Here is a 16,231-nt window from a genome sequence, read left to right as displayed (position 1 = left end):
GAGGGCACACACATGGCATTACCAGATATTATTAACCATCAAGATTTCTTACTGACAATTCATACCAATGATGAAAAGCTAATCAAAAACGCCTTACCGGGCGTGCATATCTACCCACTGATGCTGGATTCTGAAAATGGAGTATGGGTTTTGCGTGTTTTATTTGAACCAGGTACGGTTTTACCAAAACATTTTCATACTGGTGTTGTGCACTTATATACGTTAGCGGGAAGTTGGCACTACACTGAATATCCAGATGATTTACAAGTAGCGGGCAGTTATTTATTTGAGCCAGGCGGTTCGATTCATCAATTTCAAGTACCTGAAGACAACACTGAAGTGACAGATACCTTTATGGTGGTTATGGGATCTAACATCAACTTTGACCCTGATGGCAACTATATGAACATTATGGATGCAGGTTGGATTGAGCAAGTGATGTTAGCAGCTGCAAAAGAGCAAGGAATTGAGCCTAACTACATTAAACCTAAGAGCTTATACGGCTTTAGTAAATAATTTTATTCCCTGAAGCAAAGCCCTTAATTGCAGTAAGCTATTGAGGGCTTTATGTTTATTAAGGATTATATGTAGTTCAATCTAAAAAACAAATCAATTTAATCTAAACAATCAATTTTATTTTAATCGCTCACACCTCTATTGTATTAATCAAGCAGACGCAAGGCTGCGTTAATTAAACTTTTTTAAGTACATCAATGAGGAATACTATGAGCACTTCATTAATTAACACAAAACTACAACCATTCAATGCAACAGCTTACCACAATGGTGACTTTGTAGAACTAACAGAAAAAGACGTGCTAGGTAAGTGGTCAATCTTCTTCTTCTACCCAGCAGATTTTACTTTTGTATGTCCGACTGAGCTTGGTGATGTTGCAGACTACTACGAGCAACTACAAGAAATGGGTGTTGAAGTTTACTCTGTATCAACCGACACGCACTTCACTCACAAAGCATGGCACGATACGTCTGAGACAATTGGTAAAATCAAATTCCCAATGATTGGTGACCCAACAGGTCGTATTACACGTAACTTCGGTGTGATGATCGAAGACGAAGGTCTTGCTCTTCGCGGTACATTCGTAATGAACCCTGAAGGCGAAATCAAAGTAATCGAAACTCACGACCTAGGTATCGGCCGTAGCGCGAAAGAGTTAGTACGTAAAGTACAAGCTGCACAGTACATTGCTAACCACGACGGTGAAGTATGTCCTGCATCATGGCAGCCAGGTGAAGAGACACTTGCTCCTTCATTAGACCTAGTTGGCAAAATCTAATTTGCCACGGCATTAAACGATAGCAAAGCTTTGCTTTGCTATCCCAATGCAACCTTAATTGCCCATCACAACTCACATTAAGCACATTAGCGGGTGGTGGGCAGTTACACCCAAAATTTTTCTAGATTATTTATTCTGAACTCAAGGGCTAAGCCATGTTAGATACGAATATCAAAAACCAATTAACAAGCCACTTTGCTTCTATTACCAGCCCTGTTGAGCTGCTTATCGCCTTGGATGACAGCAATAAATCAACAGAACTTAAAAACTTAGCAAACGATTTAGCATCGTTAAGCGACAAATTCTCGGTGCGAGATAACCCTAACCAAGACGTACGACGTCCGTCTATGGTGGTATCTTCACCTATTAACAACACGCAAATCACATTTGCGGGTGTGCCTATGGGCCACGAATTCACCAGCTTGATCCTTGCACTTCTTCACACTGGTGGTCATCCAAGTAAGGCATCACAGAGTGAAATTGAACAAATTAAATCATTACCTGGGCCGCTTAACTTTGAAGTGTATATTTCATTAAGTTGTCAAACCTGCCCGCAAGTAGTGCAAGCACTTAACTTAATGGCAGCACACAATAAAAACATTACGGCCACTATGATTGATGGTGCCTTGTTTCAAGACGAAGTGAATGAGCGCAATATTCTAGCGGTGCCAGCGGTGTATTTAAATGGCGAGCTGTTTAGTCAAGGTGCAGTTAATCTGACTGATATCTTAAATAAAGTAGATACCAAAGCGGCTGCACGCCAAGCCGAAGCACTAAACGACAAAGAGTTATTCGATGTACTTGTTGTTGGTGGTGGTCCGGCAGGGGCTTCTGCGGCAATTTACTCAGCTCGTAAAGGCTTAAACACGGGCGTGGTTGCAGAGCGTTTTGGTGGTCAGGTTTCAGATACTTTAGCAATTGAAAACTTTATTTCAGTGAAAGCGACCGAAGGTCCTAAATTAGTTGCTCAACTTGAAGAGCATGTCAAAGAATACGACGTTGATGTTATGCAAAACCAACGTGCGGCATCACTTACTAAGCAAGGTAATTATCAAATCACGCTAGAAAATGGCGCGGTTTTAAATGCGAAGTCAGTGGTATTAGCAACCGGTGCCCGCTGGCGCGAAATGAACGTACCGGGTGAGAAAGAGTATCGCGGTCATGGCGTTGCTTACTGTCCTCACTGTGATGGTCCGTTATTTAAAGGCAAAGCGGTAGCGGTTATCGGTGGTGGTAATTCAGGTATTGAAGCTGCAATCGACCTTGCAAACATTGTTGAGCATGTCACTGTGCTTGAATTTGCAGATACCTTACGTGCTGACGAAGTACTTATTCGTAAAGCAAATAGCTTAAACAACATTACGATTATCAAAAACGCGCAAACAACAGAAGTTGTTGGTGATGGTAAACGAGTAACAGGCTTAAACTATATTGATCGCATCTCTTGCGATGAAAAATCACTTGAGCTTGCAGGTATCTTTGTGCAAATCGGCTTGGTGCCAAACACTGAATGGTTAAAAGATTCTGGGTTATCACTAACTCGCTTTGGTGAAATTGAAATTGATAGCAAAGGTGCGACATCATTACCGGGTGTTTACGCGGCAGGTGATGCAACAACAACGCCGTTCAAGCAAATCATTATTGCAATGGGCAGTGGTGCAACGGCCAGTTTAGGTGCATTTGATTACTTAATTCGCCACAGCGAAGAGGTACAAAGCACTGAAGATGCAGCTTAATTAGCGACTCTTGATTAGGCAGCTCACACCCATAGCTGCCGCTTTAAAGCCGCCCTCTCCAAAGGCGGCTTTGTTTTTATTAATCCAGCTATTGATACTGTGCTGCAGTAATAAATTCCTCAAAACTTTCACACCAAATAACCACTGTATTGTAATCGCTGACATCAATACCTTGTGGCACAACTAATTTAAAGCCATTGAATGAACGTACTCCTGCAACACGTTGCATGGTGCCTTTTTGTGCTAAAAAATCAGCTTCGTTATCAACAAAGTTGCGCGATAGGTATACTTGATAGTCAGGTCCTGGTGATAAAGTACCTTGCATAGAAATAGCATCATTTGTTAGATAGACCATCCCATCACCATAATGAAGGCGATCTGAGCCTTTAAGGTCCGGCTTAAACGCAGCACTAAACTGAGCTCTATCTTGATGCTGCTTCAAAATAGCAACATCGGGCGCTGGTTGCTCCGTTAAAATAGGCAAACTGTAAACCCCAGCCATGAAGCCCATGGCAAAAATAGCCAATGCCATGATGATAATTAGCACTGCTTTTAGCATGCTTACTCCTTGTTCTTTAGCGTTATGGTGTGGCGTTGATTTAAAGAGTATTGTTTTTCAACATCACCAAAATATTGCAAATAGAGCCGCTCAAGTTCACCTGATTGTTTTAGCTTTTGCATACCTTGTTCTAGCAAATCCCTAATGTGTTGATTCTCTTTACTTAAGTAAAAGTAATAGTCGCTGGGATATTGCAGCATAATGTTTGGTGCAATGATAAAGTTGAACTGTTTGAGTCTATTGAGTTCAGTGCCAATAGCCAGTACTGAGCGTGGAAAGTAATCGGCAAAGCCTGTCTCTAGAGCTTTGATCATGCCAGGATAATCAAGCTCACCATTAACGGTTAAGTCATTGTCTCTTAGCACCGTATAATCAGACCAACTTTGCTGCTGTAATGCAATTAATGGTTTTAATTGATCAAGGCTTTTTATTGCACTGAACTTTGCTTGGTCATCACCACGAATAATAAGCAAACGCTTACCGTGCAAACCCTTGTATAAAGGAATTGTGGTGTTAACTAATGAAGTGGGTTGCTTATAAGGGAAAGACAGCCAAGCTAAGGTAATTGTTTTATTATGACTAAGTTGTTCAATAATGCGTTTATCATTCATTGGCTTGGCGTTGTACATTAATACAGCGTCTACGCCCATTGCGGCGAAGCTTTTAATGAGAATATCGTGGATGTATTGATTTTTTACCGCGTCGGTATAGCTCGGCTTTGCAAGTTGAATAACAATTTGCTCTTGACCAAAGCTCTGTTTAATGAATAGCGCGAATACCATCAATAAAATAAATATTGTTCTATTCATTTATTTGAGTCTCTACATTTATACTTTGAAAACATGCACCTGCTGTTGTAAACGCGAAGCCAAAGAAGCCAATTCTTGGCTGGCTTGTGCATTTTGTTGCGAACTTTCGCTAACCAGTGAAATGCTGCTACTGAACTCATTAATATTACAACTTAGCTCGTTTGCAACAGTCGTTTGCTCATCTGTTGCGGTGGATACTTGGTTGTTCATATCGGCAATAAGTGCCATTTCTTGAGTGATTTCAGTGAGTAATTGTGAAGAGCGCTCAGCGTACTCAACACTTTGTTTGGCACTGTCATCTGCATTACCCATGGCGGTGACTGCTTGCTGTGCCATTGCTTGTAGTTTAGTAATCATTTCATTGATATTAGCGGTCGCTTTTTGGGTGTTATGTGCAAGCTGTCTGACTTCATCAGCCACAACTGCAAAACCACGACCTGATTCTCCCGCACGAGCTGCTTCAATCGCCGCGTTAAGAGCTAATAAATTAGTTTGTTCTGCGACTCCTTGGATCATCATCACAACTTGGTTTATATCAGTTGTTTGTGTATTTAACTCATTGATAAGTTGTGTATTTGCATTAACTATTTGCGATAAGCGGTTTATTGCATCAATGTTTTCTTGCACCGATTGCTGGCCAAGTTTAGCTGTTTTATCTGTATGGGTGGCTTTTTCTGAGGTTGAAAGCGCATTTGCGGCCACTTGCTCAATCGCGCTACTCATTTGTGTAATTGCGGTAGCAATCATTGCTGATTGATGCTCTTGCTCTGTGGCAGTGCTTGCTACTTGATCACTAATTGAGTTCATTTGCTCTGCTGCTGAAGATAAGGTCAATGTTGCATTAGTTACATCATTTACTAGGTCGTGTATTCGCTTCATCATCGCGTTGAAATGAGTGGCTGCTTGAGCTATTTCATCGTTGCCATAAGTTTCTGCTCTGAGCCGTAGGTCAGCACTTTTAGAGATAGAACCAATAGTTTTACTTAATGATAACAGAGGGTTATGAATAGAGCGGTAAATGACAAATGCAATAAATAATAAGATGATTATTAAAATACTGATGGATGCGCTCATGGCTATAGTGACTTGTTTAAAATCTTTTTCAGATGCAAGTTTAAACTTATTAGCTTCATTGATTTGAAGGTTTATCAACCCTTGATAGCTTTCGCTGAGTGGGTCGAACACATCGTAAAGGCTTTTTACAAACACCTCATTAGGAATTGCTTTTAATTCATTGTTTTTAACTTGATTTAAAAGTTTGCTTAGTTCGCTTTCTACCACAGTGAGATTCTTTTCAACGATATTTACTAAGCGTTGCTCTTTATTTGTGAGCTTGGTTCCTAAATAGCTTTTCCATTTGTTGTCGGCAACACCCTTTGCGTTTTCAACCGCAGCAAGAAAATCATTTTTTGAAATTTGCTCAGCACGGTATTTATGAAACAAATCGACAATGCTAACGGCATAATTGTCCGATACTGTTTTTATTTGTTCAAGCGGGATGACTCTATCGTCGTAAAGACTGTCGATGCCTTTTACCATGCTCGACATAATGGACATCGTAAATATTGACGTAATCACAAAAACGCAGACCGGTAACAAAGCCAAAATGGCTAATCGCGTACGAACGGTATAGTTGTTTAACATGAGCATTAGAATGTTTGTAAGGACTTAGTATTAAAACTAATAGAGAATATTATTTAAGCAAGTTTTTGCAATAATTTGGGGTGTGTATTGCAATAATTCGTTTCTATACGCGACTAGCTATCAAGCTAAATTGCTTAAAAACTGTTTTCCTGCCGCAATACCCATTTCATATCCTGCTGATAACTTAGCGTAAGACTTTGTTGTTCGACCTACAGCAAAATCAGGAGGAGGAGCGATGATGTTAACTTTACAGTCACTCGGTGGATTCATAACAAAGTCAATGCTTTGATTATAGTTTTCTGCTCGTAAGATGGATGCCTTAGCAAGCGCGGGTGTTTCTTTGTAAAGTCGTTTAACAAGCCAAGGTGCTTTCGATGGTTTTTTTCGATAGCCAATCGGCTGAGACAAAATAACTGTAATTTCCTTATTACCCATTTCGTAAGCTTTACGAATAGGAATAGAATCGGCTACACCACCATCTGTTAATTGCATACTGTTGATCTGTGGGTATTGGCGGTATGCAATTGGTAGTGCACATGAGGCTTTCAATTGCTCTTCAATAAGTTCAGCAGTTGCTTTTAAATACTCAGCGTTACCTGTTTTAATATTGGTTGCAACGATATAAAACTCACTCGCTTGTTTTTCGAAGGTGTCTAAATCAAGGCGAATATCTCGAATGGTTTCTTGCCATAGCCAGTCTAAATCAAACAGGTGACCGCCTTTTAAAAAGCGAACATAATTAATGAACTCAGGTCGACACGAGTAATCTGTGATCACCGCATGGTTACGTTTATATTGAGCACATAAATAAGCTGCGATGTTGGTGGCTCCTGCTGAAACACCATAGCATTGCTTGAAAGGTTGGTAGCTTTCTTTAATAAACGTATCAAGCACACCTGTGGCGAAAATACCGCGCATAGCGCCGCCTTCTACAACGAGTGCCTTGTTATTATCCATTACTGCTACCTTGCTTATAACCGTGATTGCTACTAACCATAACAAACACGGTTACAAAATTAAATAGAGTTTTGACTCTAAGCGAGTTAAATAGCTTCAACCCAAAGTACACCGACTTGTTTGTCGGTGACTTTTACAGTGCTCCCAGCCGCAATGGGGGAGTGGCTTTTTAGTTGCCACTGAATGCCCGAATATTGGTGTGTGGTTAAACCTTGGTCATCAACATCTGCATTTACAACAAAGGTCAGTTCAGCAAAGTCACTGTGAACAGGCTGAGTCTCTGTTTTATCTTGCATGCGTTTTAGGGGACGCCACAGCACGACCGCAAAACCAAGAGTAAACACAGTATTACTCCAAAGTGCCGTGGTGTAAGTACTTGCAAGTAGCTCTATATTCATAAGCAAGCCACTGGCAAATAAAGATAAGCCTAAAAACAATAATACGTAGGTGCTCATACCCAGTACGGCAACCTCAACGATTAGCGCGATAACACCTAAAATCATTAATGCTTCGGCTAAATGGGTATCTAAAAACGCCATCGCTCCACCTAATTTTGTTGTTTCTTATTTAAAGAATTAATAATAGACATACCTTGAGCAACCAGCGAGCTTGGATCAGTGCCACTCTCAGGTAATAAAACTACTGATGATTCACGAGCTATCGCTTCTTTAGCGGCAATGGCTTTAGTAGCAAGGTCGAGTTGAATTGCTTTTTGACCTTGTTCAGTGTCAGCGGCTTCACCGACTTTACGAAGTGCATCGGCTTGTGCTTCTGCAACGGCGATAATTGCTTTTGCTTCACCTTCAGCGCGTAAGATTTGCTCTGCTTTTTCAGCCTCTGCAGCAAGGACTTGTGCTTGCTTTTTACCCTCAGCCACATTGATAGCTGACTGACGGTCGCCTTCAGATTCTAAAATTTGTGCACGCTTTACTCGCTCTGCTTTCATTTGTGCTTCCATGGCTTCCATTACAGAATTAGGCGGCACAATGTCTTTAATCTCGTAACGTAAAACTTGAATACCCCAAGGCTCAGAAGCCTGGTTAATAGCACTAACTATGTTGGTGTTTAACATGTCACGTTCTTCAAAGGTTTTATCTAGCTCCATTTTACCAAGCTCTGAACGCATGGTTGTTTGCGATAGCTGAGTAACGGCAAATACATAATCATCAACACCATAGGTTGCTTTATATGGATCAAGTACTCGGAAATACAGTACGCCATCGACGATAAGTGAGATATTATCTTTAGTGATAGCTGACTGAGAAGGCACATCTTGTGCTTGCTCTTTTAAACTTCGGTCTGCTGCAATACGGTCGATAAATGGCACAATAAAGTTTAAGCCCGCTTCTTTGGTTGAATGATATTTACCAAATCGCTCTATAAGCCAAGCGCGGTTTTGTGGCACGAATTTAACGCTGCTTTTTAGTAGCACTAATACAAAAATAAGAATAAAGGTTTCGACATTCAAAAGTAAGTCGAGAATTTGTGATACTGGATCCATGTACTTTCCTTAGATACGGTTAATGTTTTTACCAAATATTGAGACTATCACTACAGGGTAAGTGCTGCCATCATTTTGCAATATAAAAAATACAGTTGATAGCTCCCATTTTTTAAAAAGAAGTATTTAAAGCTTTGGTAAATGAACGTTTTTTCATTTCAGCAAAATGCCGGTGTTGGCCTGGTGTCACAAACGAGTAAAAGCAAAACATGGCACTATGAAAAATGGGCCTATGACTAGATACAAATCAGCGAGTAACACCACCTTATTGCATTAATGAGGTGGTGTTTATGATTTATGCTATTCATTACACATCTCTAGCTAAGCTCTTTTTGCTAATAGGCTAGCAATCAATCCGTTTGTTAAGAGAGTGTTTTATGAGATACATGCTTTGATCAGCTTGAGCAACGACTTCTTCAGCACTTTTGGTATTACCATAAAACATGGTAACCCCAACACTAGCCGAACCGTAATACGTAACATGAGGGTGTCTAAATTCGACCTCTATTGCTGATTGGATCTTATGGGCTACTCTACGCGCATTATCTTTTGCATGTTGCTCTTCACGGCCAAGTCCTTCTAAAAGAATAACAAATTCATCTCCTCCTAGACGCGCTATACAGTCGTTATCACGCATAGTGGTTTTCATTCGCTTTGAAATTTCTATTAAGTAGTCGTCGCCAACATTATGGCCATACATATCATTTAGCTTTTTAAACTTATTGAGGTCGATAAAGATAACAGCACCGTAAGTTTGCTTGCTTTTACTTAATTGTAGCGCTAGAGCAAGGCGAAGGAAGAAATAACGTCGGTTTAATAAATCGGTTAATGGGTCTGTGGAGGCATCGTATAGGAGTTGTTGTTCAAGTTCTTTTCGTTCGGTTATATCGGTTGAAATTCCCAATATGCCAATGACTTTATTAGGATCCGAATCGGAAAAGATGGGGGATTTTACCTCCCAGAAAATACTTTTCTCTCCTTTTGATAAAGTAAGTTCAATTTCTTCACGAGTGCGCTCTCCACTAAGAACACGCGCATCGATGTTTAATAGTTTTTCTGCAGTACTTTGCGGAAATAGATCCATATCGGTTTTAAAAAGCAGCTCTGATTCATTACATGCTAATAGGTTTAACGTTAATTTGTTTGCATAAACATATCGTGAGTAATCATCTTTGATGTACACATACGCAGGTAAGTTGTCGAGCGCTAGCTTTAACTCGGCGGTATGAATTGGTAATTGAGTATCGTTATATTTGGCCACACTATGTCCCTATAAAAACAGCCATACAGAGATATTGACCCAAAAAAAGCCGATGTACAAGAACGATTACAAATGTAAAAAGCGCCAAGCAAGTCCTTGGCATGCTTTAGTTTTAAGGTTGTTTTTTTTGATCAGAAATAGGTGTGATTGTTATGGCTTATCTTTAATAAGTTGTAGCGCTTGTCTGTTATTTTGTAACTTGAATAGAGCACAAAAAGCATACCCCGTTACGAACATAAATAAGCTGTAAGTTGCCCCTGGAATAGCAATCGTAGGGTTATTCATTAAAGTGCTGGCAATTAAAATCGCCAGTGTGCCATTTTGCAAGCCAACCTCTACGGCAATACTCATTTGTTGTTTGTTTGATAACCCCGACATTTTAGCAATCAAGAGTCCAAGTAATAAGGTACTCACGTTTAATGTGAATGTTGCGATACCGCTACTGGCGAAGAAGCCAATCATTTGCTCTGAATTTTTATGAATTATTGCAATGACAATAACGATTAAAAAAATACTAGAAAAACTGCGAGTAAGAGGCTCAAGTTTTTTACTTATGTGTGAGCGATAATGATTAAACAGCATTCCCAAACTCACTGGTAGTAAGGTGATGACTAACATTTGCACAATTGTTTTTACGATAGGTAACTGGAATTCGTGTCCTGGAACGCTAAACATTTCCATTGCAAAATGCATAATTATTGGCAGTGTAAATGGCGATATAAAGGTTGCTATTGTTGTTAAACTAATTGAAAGGGCAACATCACCCTTAAATAAGTATGTGTATAAATTAGAGGTCACTCCTCCAGGACAACAGGCTACTAAAATCAAGCCTATCGCCAGCTCTGCTGGTAAGTTAAAACTTACAGCTAGTAGAAACGCCACACAAGGCAGTAATAACAGTTGGCAGCTTAGACCGATACTGAGCGCTTTGGGGCTGATAAATAAAGCCCCAAAGTCTTTCTTTTTAAGCCCTAAACCCATGCCAAACATGATGATAAATAGTGCTAAAGGCAGCACTACTTTAGTCATGATATCTACTTGCATAGGTAATCCTTATTGATCATATCCGGGGCTCTTATTGTCCAATAAACGCAGTAACGCAGGCCATGCGATTGCACCACCTAGCCCTTTAGTTGCTATTTCTGTTTGCCCTTTAATCCCATCAATGATAGCGCTTGGCACTTGCACGAGTTGCTCGGTGTTTTGTGACGTACGGGTTTGCACAGCACACGCTGCTTCAAATACGTACATAAATAAAAATGCATCAGCAACAGTTTTACCTACTGTTAATAGGCCATGATTGCGCAGCATTAAAAAGTTGTTACTACCTAAATCATTAACTAATCGGTCTTGCTCAGCGGGATTTAGCGCAATGCCTTCATAGTCGTGATAGCTTAACCCTGAATGCACCACGACAGCCTGTTGTGAAATTGGTAGTAAACCATCTTTATTAGCCGACACAGCTGTGCCATTCAGTGAATGAGTATGAATAACGCAATGGGCGTCATTGCGCGCCATATGAATGCAACTGTGAATATTAAACCCCGCAGGGTTGACCGGGTATTCACTGTCGTGCAGCTTATTACATTGTTGGTCTACCTTGATAAGACTAGATGCAGTGATTTCGTGAAACATCATGCCGTAAGGATTGATCAAAAATTCGTTTTCAGTGTCTGGTACACGCATAGAAATATGGGTAAAAATCAAATCATCCCAGCCATACAATGCAACCAATCGATATGCGGCAGCAAGCTCAACACGGGCCTGCCATTCTTGCTCTGATACTGTGTTTTTTATGGTCATGATAGCTTCCTAAAATGGCACTTTACGAATAATAATGTCTTTAAACATCACCCAATCACCTATGAAGCTATAAAATGGGTGCGTAAAGGTGGCTGGGCGATTTTTCTCAAAAAAGAAATGCCCCACCCAAGCAAAGCCATAACCCACAAGTGGGCATAAAATTAGCCAGCTATATTGCTGTTGATAAATAGCGGCAAACAAAATTGCCAAAACTAACCAACTGCCAAAGAAATGTAAGCGACGACAGACTTTATTTTTGTGTTCTTGTAAGTAGTAGGGGTAAAACTCTTTAAAGCTCGCGAACTCGCGTTTACTTGCTACAGTGCCCATATTGTTGTCTCCTTTGTTAATTACAGGTAAACAATAGGCTTTTATTTATTATTTTACTTGATAATATGGGTCATTAAATTGTTTTTATAGGACATGTATGCGCACCCTATCAAGCTGGTGGCTTAGGGCTATGGCTGAGTCATTTAAGTGGCAAGGTTTGCCGATTAATGAGTTATTTGCACAAGCTAATATTCCGTTAGCCGATTTGAGCAGTCAAACAGCACGGTATCCACAGGCTAATGTCAGTACACTATGGAAACAAGCACAAGCTTTATTGCCCGATACGCACTTGGGGTTGTATGTAGGCAGCAATATGAATGTACGTGCTATTCCTGTCGTTGGTATGGCCATTATTCAAGCAACACATTTGCTGAGTGCATTTCGACTGATTTTACGCTATCAAAAACTGATGGGAGATACCCATAATGTGTCGTTAATTGATCATGGTAACGAGTATGAGTTGCGATTTAACTTTAACGATGGTGAACGCGATATGTCATTACTTAGCTATGAAGCGCCAATGGCATTTTGTTTAAAAATAGCGCGAACAGTAAAGGGAAAGGACTGGTGTCCAAGTCGAGTTTATTTACAACGTAAAGAGCCTAATGCCGAAATTAATGAACATTTTAACTGCCCAATCGAATATGGCGCTAAAACCCATAGCTTATTTTTTAGTGAATTAGTAGAAAGCCAGTCAGTCGTGTCAGGTCAAATTAAAATCACAACACAAACTAATGTCACAGATATTTTGCGTATTTTACTGGAAGAGCATTTAACCCAAGGACAAGTTAGTTGCAGTGTAATGGCGCACGCACTAAATGTGAGCGAGAAAACGCTGCAAAGGCGCCTTGCAAAAGAGGGCACGACTTTTAGTCAAGAATTAACCAAACTTCGACAACAAAAAAGTACTTCGCTTATAAGCGAAACAGACTTATCACTAACAGAAATTGCTTTTTTGTGTGGCTATTCAGAGGTTAGTGCATTTCATCATGCATTTAATCGCTGGTACGGCATGTCACCTAAAGCATATAAACAAAAAATAACAATAATCACCGAACCTTAGAGTCAAAGTATTTACGACAATCAGCGTTAATTTAGTGAGTCTTTTAGAGTAGGAGAGAAGCAGCGTGGAATCTGTTAATGGTGTGCTTGAGTTTGATAGTCATTTAACTTAAAACAATAATAAAAGCTTAAATTGCAATTGCTTAACATTGACTTGTTACCTAAAATTGCAAATAAGACGCAAGGATGGCCTCTAACCTGAAAATCCACCATTAAAGTGTGAGGTTTGCCACATGCGAAATCTATCGCTGCGGACTATTTTTATTAGTTTTGTATTAATTGCACTATTTGTTGTCACTGTGGTTAGTGCTTTAATTAACACCAGCCAATTTTCAGGGCTTTATTATCAACAAACTGAACAACAGCTTCTGCCAGATGCTGTGGGTAAAGTTGCTGCTGAAATTGATGCACAGATGCGTTACCCCATCTCTGTTTCAAAATCATTGGCAGGAAACCAAATTCTGCATACGTGGATGACCGAAGGTGAGAAAAACTCGCCTATCCATCAACGCGTAATGGCTTACTTTGCTGATTTACAAAAAAAGAGTGGGGCATCATCGGTGTTTTGGGTGAGTAAAAACTCGATGAGTTATTACACACAAGATGGCTTTTTTAAATCAATCTCACAAAGTGAGCCAAGAGACAGTTGGTTTTTTGATTTCATCCGCTCAGATAAACGCCAAGCGCTCGCATTAGATGTCAGTGAACAAGGTGGACACCTGACTCTATATGTAAATACTTTGGTTGAAATAGCAGGGCAACGTCTTGGTGTTGCTGGGCTTGGATATGATATTTCAGATATTTCTAGTATTGTCACGTCGCGCAAAATTGGCGAGCAAGGTTACTTATTTTTAATTGACGATAGTAAGCGCATTATTGCCCATGCAAATGATGCCTACATTGGCAAACCAGTTTCAGATGTAAGTTCATTGAGCACATTGCAGCAGCTAATGAAAAACCAACATGATGGTTTTATATTATCGCAAGTAGAACTGAGTGGTGAAGATGTTTACGCTGGGGTTATGCCAATTGAGGGAACAGGTTTGACCTTAGTTGCGATACAGCCAAAGCAAGAGATTTCCAGTGCGATTAATAAGGTTGTTTGGATATCTATTGTTGTTAGCGTTGTGCTTGCTGTTATCTTTTTGGTACTGACTCTTTATTTTGCGAATTGGTTAAGTAAGAAAATACGCGGTGTGGGAGACGAACTGCTCGGTATGGCCGGCCACGGTGGTGACTTAACAAAGCGTTTGGACGATAGCGTTGATAACGAATTGGGTCATCTTGCTAAGGGATTTAACGCAATTATAGGTAAAGTCGCTGAGCTCGTTGATGAAATCAGTGTTACAGAGCAAGCCATGCGTGAAGGCATTGATGAGCTAGCAAGTTTTGCAAACAAGACATTTACCGCAACTGATGACCAACGAGCACAGACCGATCAAGTTGCGACAGCTATCACAGAAATGGGACAAACGATCAATGAAGTGTCTGATATCGCCCATCGTACTGCTAACGACACCGAAGAGGCCGTAAAAGAAACCGTTGCAACGAATCAAAGCATGGCTGCGACCGCTCAAACTATGAATGAACTTAACGACATTCTGCTCACGGTTGATAAGAGTATCGGCGAATTTGCCAATCAGGCTGCAGAAATTAACTCAGTTGTTGAAGTGATCAATGCTATTTCGGAACAAACTAATCTGTTGGCGCTCAATGCAGCTATAGAAGCCGCCAGAGCAGGTGAACAAGGACGTGGTTTTGCTGTTGTTGCAGATGAAGTGCGTTCACTTGCACAACGTACGCAAAAGTCGACATCAGAAATAAGAGAGCAGGTATCACGTTTACAAAGTTCTTCATTGCAATCACAAGAAGCGATAGCTGAAGGTACTCAAAGTAGTCAAAAGGTGACTGAGCTGACACATATTGCAGTATCTGCGTTGCAATCTATTCAGCAAAAGTTTGAAGTTATTAGTCAAGGTAATCATCAAGTTGCTGCTGCGACTGAGGAGCAGGGTACAGTCGTTGAACATATCAATCAGTCGGCACATGATATTTCAGACAGTGCAACACAAATTCATGATAACGCAGAGCAACAACAACGTGGTACGCAAAGCTTATTATCGCGTGCACAGCACCTTAAAGATTTAGTGAGCCAATTTAAGGTGTGATTTGTCATTGTCATAAGCGTTAACCATTTCGTTGTTAACGCTTTACTCTCTTCTGTAGGTTGAACTCTTTTTAACTTATGAATCGCGCAAATAACTTTCAAAAAGGGCTAAGTACCTAAGTTTTTAGTGCGTTTAAGTGCTTCTCGTATTACAATTGCTACTTTATATCATTTCTTTATACAGCGAATAGGTTTTTCACTTCTTCATGACAGATATTACTACGCACCAAGCATCTAGACGCCGCTTGTTAATTGCCTTAGCAATAACATGCTCGTTTATGGTTATTCAAATCATCGGTGCCTACTTTTCAAATTCGCTTGCTGTACTTGCCGATGCTGGGCATTTATTTGTTCATAACAGCTCTTTATTTATTGCTTTGATCGCTTCAAGCATGGCGATTCATTTTGCAAAAAATTATAACGATGGTTACCAGCGTGCAGAACTGACAGGGGGCCTAATCAATGGCATTTTGTATCTGAGCATTAGTGTGATCATCTTATTTGAAGGGGGAGAGCGGTTTTTACACCATTCTGATGGACATGATTTACAGATTAATAGCTATTTAATGTCTGTGATTTCAGCGATTGGCTTCTTATTTCATGGTGCTGCTGCGTGGGTTCTGTACAAAGGACGTAAAGCCAGTATTAATGTGTATGCGGTATTTCTGCACTCATTTTTTGACTTAATCTCTACAGTTTCTACTTTCTTTGCAGGTATTTTAATTCATTTAACTGGCTGGCCTGAAATCGATATCATCTCAAGTATGTTGATCGCTTCCTTTGTTTTGTTTACGGGAGTAAAAGTAATTACCCGCTGTATCAAAGGACTTATGGAAAACCAGAGTAAACTTCCAGATGTTTCAGAGATAGAGCAAAGTATTGCCTCAGTTGAGCATGTACAAAATGTTCATAATGTTACAGTGGTACGCCATGACAAAGACATCGTGGTTGGTGCGCACGTGGTCTTAAAGCGCCATTGTACTGTTGAAAAGCATGATGAGGCCTGTCGCTTAAAAATTGAGACGCTACTGCGTGTGCGCTTTAATATCGAAAAAAGTGTTTTGCAGGTAGAAAGTCATGAATGTCACCATGTTAATTAAATTGGTA

At 40.2% G+C, this 16,231-nt stretch carries 16 protein-coding genes; 6 read left to right on the top strand and 10 right to left on the bottom strand.

Translation table 11 applies throughout. The features are described from left to right. Positions 1-12 precede the first annotated feature (12 nt). The 3 genes from AAEU31_RS05345 to ahpF all read left to right on the top strand — a co-directional run bounded on the left by AAEU31_RS05345 (position 13) and on the right by ahpF (position 3,031). Positions 13-516, top strand: coding sequence for a 2,4'-dihydroxyacetophenone dioxygenase family protein (locus AAEU31_RS05345; RefSeq protein WP_138557779.1), 504 nt, complete (start codon positions 13-15; stop codon positions 514-516). 209 nt (positions 517-725) lie between these two features. After that, complete coding sequence (gene ahpC / locus AAEU31_RS05340; RefSeq protein WP_135926910.1) at positions 726-1,295, top strand: alkyl hydroperoxide reductase subunit C; 570 nt, start codon at positions 726-728, stop codon at positions 1,293-1,295. Positions 1,296-1,450: 155 nt separating this feature from the next. Beyond that, positions 1,451-3,031, top strand: a complete 1,581-nt coding sequence (ahpF, locus tag AAEU31_RS05335; protein WP_421966676.1) for an alkyl hydroperoxide reductase subunit F — start codon at positions 1,451-1,453, stop codon at positions 3,029-3,031. 88 nt (positions 3,032-3,119) lie between these two features. Here the strand turns inward: ahpF and AAEU31_RS05330 are convergent, their stop codons facing one another. From AAEU31_RS05330 to AAEU31_RS05285, 10 genes are all read right to left on the bottom strand, one after another. Beyond that, the gene (locus AAEU31_RS05330) at positions 3,120-3,590 is read right to left on the bottom strand and encodes a DM13 domain-containing protein (RefSeq protein ID WP_421966675.1); all 471 of its coding nucleotides are present in this window, start codon (positions 3,588-3,590) and stop codon (positions 3,120-3,122) included. 2 nt (positions 3,591-3,592) lie between these two features. After that, on the bottom strand, positions 3,593-4,399 hold the full coding sequence (locus AAEU31_RS05325) for a substrate-binding periplasmic protein (RefSeq protein WP_295511825.1): 807 nt from the start codon (positions 4,397-4,399) through the stop codon (positions 3,593-3,595). 18 nt (positions 4,400-4,417) lie between these two features. After that, complete coding sequence (locus AAEU31_RS05320) at positions 4,418-6,043, bottom strand: methyl-accepting chemotaxis protein (RefSeq protein WP_421966674.1); 1,626 nt, start codon at positions 6,041-6,043, stop codon at positions 4,418-4,420. A gap of 120 nt (positions 6,044-6,163) precedes the next feature. After that, positions 6,164-7,000, bottom strand: coding sequence for a patatin-like phospholipase family protein (locus AAEU31_RS05315; protein ID WP_235383705.1), 837 nt, complete (start codon positions 6,998-7,000; stop codon positions 6,164-6,166). 86 nt (positions 7,001-7,086) lie between these two features. After that, positions 7,087-7,539, bottom strand: a complete 453-nt coding sequence (locus AAEU31_RS05310) for an NfeD family protein (RefSeq protein WP_421966673.1) — start codon at positions 7,537-7,539, stop codon at positions 7,087-7,089. 8 nt (positions 7,540-7,547) lie between these two features. Then, positions 7,548-8,501: an SPFH domain-containing protein gene (locus AAEU31_RS05305; RefSeq protein ID WP_421966672.1), complete on the bottom strand. Its 954-nt coding sequence runs from the start codon at positions 8,499-8,501 to the stop codon at positions 7,548-7,550. A 343-nt stretch (positions 8,502-8,844) separates the two neighbouring features. After that, on the bottom strand, positions 8,845-9,762 hold the full coding sequence (locus tag AAEU31_RS05300; protein ID WP_135926917.1) for a diguanylate cyclase domain-containing protein: 918 nt from the start codon (positions 9,760-9,762) through the stop codon (positions 8,845-8,847). Between the two features lie 150 nt (positions 9,763-9,912). Further along, a complete protein-coding gene (locus AAEU31_RS05295) occupies positions 9,913-10,806 on the bottom strand; it encodes a bile acid:sodium symporter family protein (RefSeq protein WP_135926918.1) in 894 nt (297 codons plus the stop codon). A 9-nt stretch (positions 10,807-10,815) separates the two neighbouring features. Continuing rightward, a complete protein-coding gene (locus AAEU31_RS05290) occupies positions 10,816-11,565 on the bottom strand; it encodes a class II aldolase/adducin family protein (protein ID WP_135926919.1) in 750 nt (249 codons plus the stop codon). 9 nt (positions 11,566-11,574) lie between these two features. Beyond that, on the bottom strand, positions 11,575-11,895 hold the full coding sequence (locus tag AAEU31_RS05285; RefSeq protein WP_135926920.1) for an Mpo1-like protein: 321 nt from the start codon (positions 11,893-11,895) through the stop codon (positions 11,575-11,577). A 97-nt stretch (positions 11,896-11,992) separates the two neighbouring features. Here AAEU31_RS05285 and AAEU31_RS05280 point away from each other — a divergent pair, with 97 nt between their 5' ends. The 3 genes from AAEU31_RS05280 to AAEU31_RS05270 all read left to right on the top strand — a co-directional run bounded on the left by AAEU31_RS05280 (position 11,993) and on the right by AAEU31_RS05270 (position 16,224). Then, positions 11,993-12,958, top strand: coding sequence for an AraC family transcriptional regulator (locus AAEU31_RS05280; RefSeq protein ID WP_138557771.1), 966 nt, complete (start codon positions 11,993-11,995; stop codon positions 12,956-12,958). Positions 12,959-13,190: 232 nt separating this feature from the next. Continuing rightward, the gene (locus tag AAEU31_RS05275) at positions 13,191-15,125 is read left to right on the top strand and encodes a methyl-accepting chemotaxis protein (RefSeq protein WP_138557770.1); all 1,935 of its coding nucleotides are present in this window, start codon (positions 13,191-13,193) and stop codon (positions 15,123-15,125) included. A 205-nt stretch (positions 15,126-15,330) separates the two neighbouring features. Beyond that, positions 15,331-16,224, top strand: a complete 894-nt coding sequence (locus tag AAEU31_RS05270; protein WP_421966671.1) for a cation diffusion facilitator family transporter — start codon at positions 15,331-15,333, stop codon at positions 16,222-16,224. Positions 16,225-16,231: the final 7 nt, after the last annotated feature.

The organism is Pseudoalteromonas thalassia (assembly GCF_049257215.1).
Classification (GTDB): Bacteria; Pseudomonadota; Gammaproteobacteria; order Enterobacterales; family Alteromonadaceae; genus Pseudoalteromonas; species Pseudoalteromonas lipolytica_C.
Note: the sequence above shows the minus strand (reverse complement) of the source record. Positions and strands in the feature narration are given on the sequence as shown.

Excerpts from the sequence above, each read along its gene's own strand:
- ahpF (WP_421966676.1), top strand. The coding sequence starts at position 1,451 with ATGTTAGATACGAATATCAAAAACCAATTAACAAGCCACTTTGCTTCT.
- AAEU31_RS05275 (WP_138557770.1), top strand. The coding sequence starts at position 13,191 with ATGCGAAATCTATCGCTGCGGACTATTTTTATTAGTTTTGTATTAATT.
- AAEU31_RS05310 (WP_421966673.1), bottom strand. The coding sequence starts at position 7,539 with ATGGCGTTTTTAGATACCCATTTAGCCGAAGCATTAATGATTTTAGGT.
- AAEU31_RS05320 (WP_421966674.1), bottom strand. The coding sequence starts at position 6,043 with ATGTTAAACAACTATACCGTTCGTACGCGATTAGCCATTTTGGCTTTG.
- AAEU31_RS05325 (WP_295511825.1), bottom strand. The coding sequence starts at position 4,399 with ATGAATAGAACAATATTTATTTTATTGATGGTATTCGCGCTATTCATT.
- AAEU31_RS05280 (WP_138557771.1), top strand. The coding sequence starts at position 11,993 with ATGCGCACCCTATCAAGCTGGTGGCTTAGGGCTATGGCTGAGTCATTT.
- AAEU31_RS05295 (WP_135926918.1), bottom strand. The coding sequence starts at position 10,806 with ATGCAAGTAGATATCATGACTAAAGTAGTGCTGCCTTTAGCACTATTT.
- AAEU31_RS05290 (WP_135926919.1), bottom strand. The coding sequence starts at position 11,565 with ATGACCATAAAAAACACAGTATCAGAGCAAGAATGGCAGGCCCGTGTT.
- AAEU31_RS05315 (WP_235383705.1), bottom strand. The coding sequence starts at position 7,000 with ATGGATAATAACAAGGCACTCGTTGTAGAAGGCGGCGCTATGCGCGGT.
- AAEU31_RS05345 (WP_138557779.1), top strand. The coding sequence starts at position 13 with ATGGCATTACCAGATATTATTAACCATCAAGATTTCTTACTGACAATT.
- AAEU31_RS05305 (WP_421966672.1), bottom strand. The coding sequence starts at position 8,501 with ATGGATCCAGTATCACAAATTCTCGACTTACTTTTGAATGTCGAAACC.
- AAEU31_RS05285 (WP_135926920.1), bottom strand. The coding sequence starts at position 11,895 with ATGGGCACTGTAGCAAGTAAACGCGAGTTCGCGAGCTTTAAAGAGTTT.
- AAEU31_RS05270 (WP_421966671.1), top strand. The coding sequence starts at position 15,331 with ATGACAGATATTACTACGCACCAAGCATCTAGACGCCGCTTGTTAATT.
- AAEU31_RS05330 (WP_421966675.1), bottom strand. The coding sequence starts at position 3,590 with ATGCTAAAAGCAGTGCTAATTATCATCATGGCATTGGCTATTTTTGCC.
- ahpC (WP_135926910.1), top strand. The coding sequence starts at position 726 with ATGAGCACTTCATTAATTAACACAAAACTACAACCATTCAATGCAACA.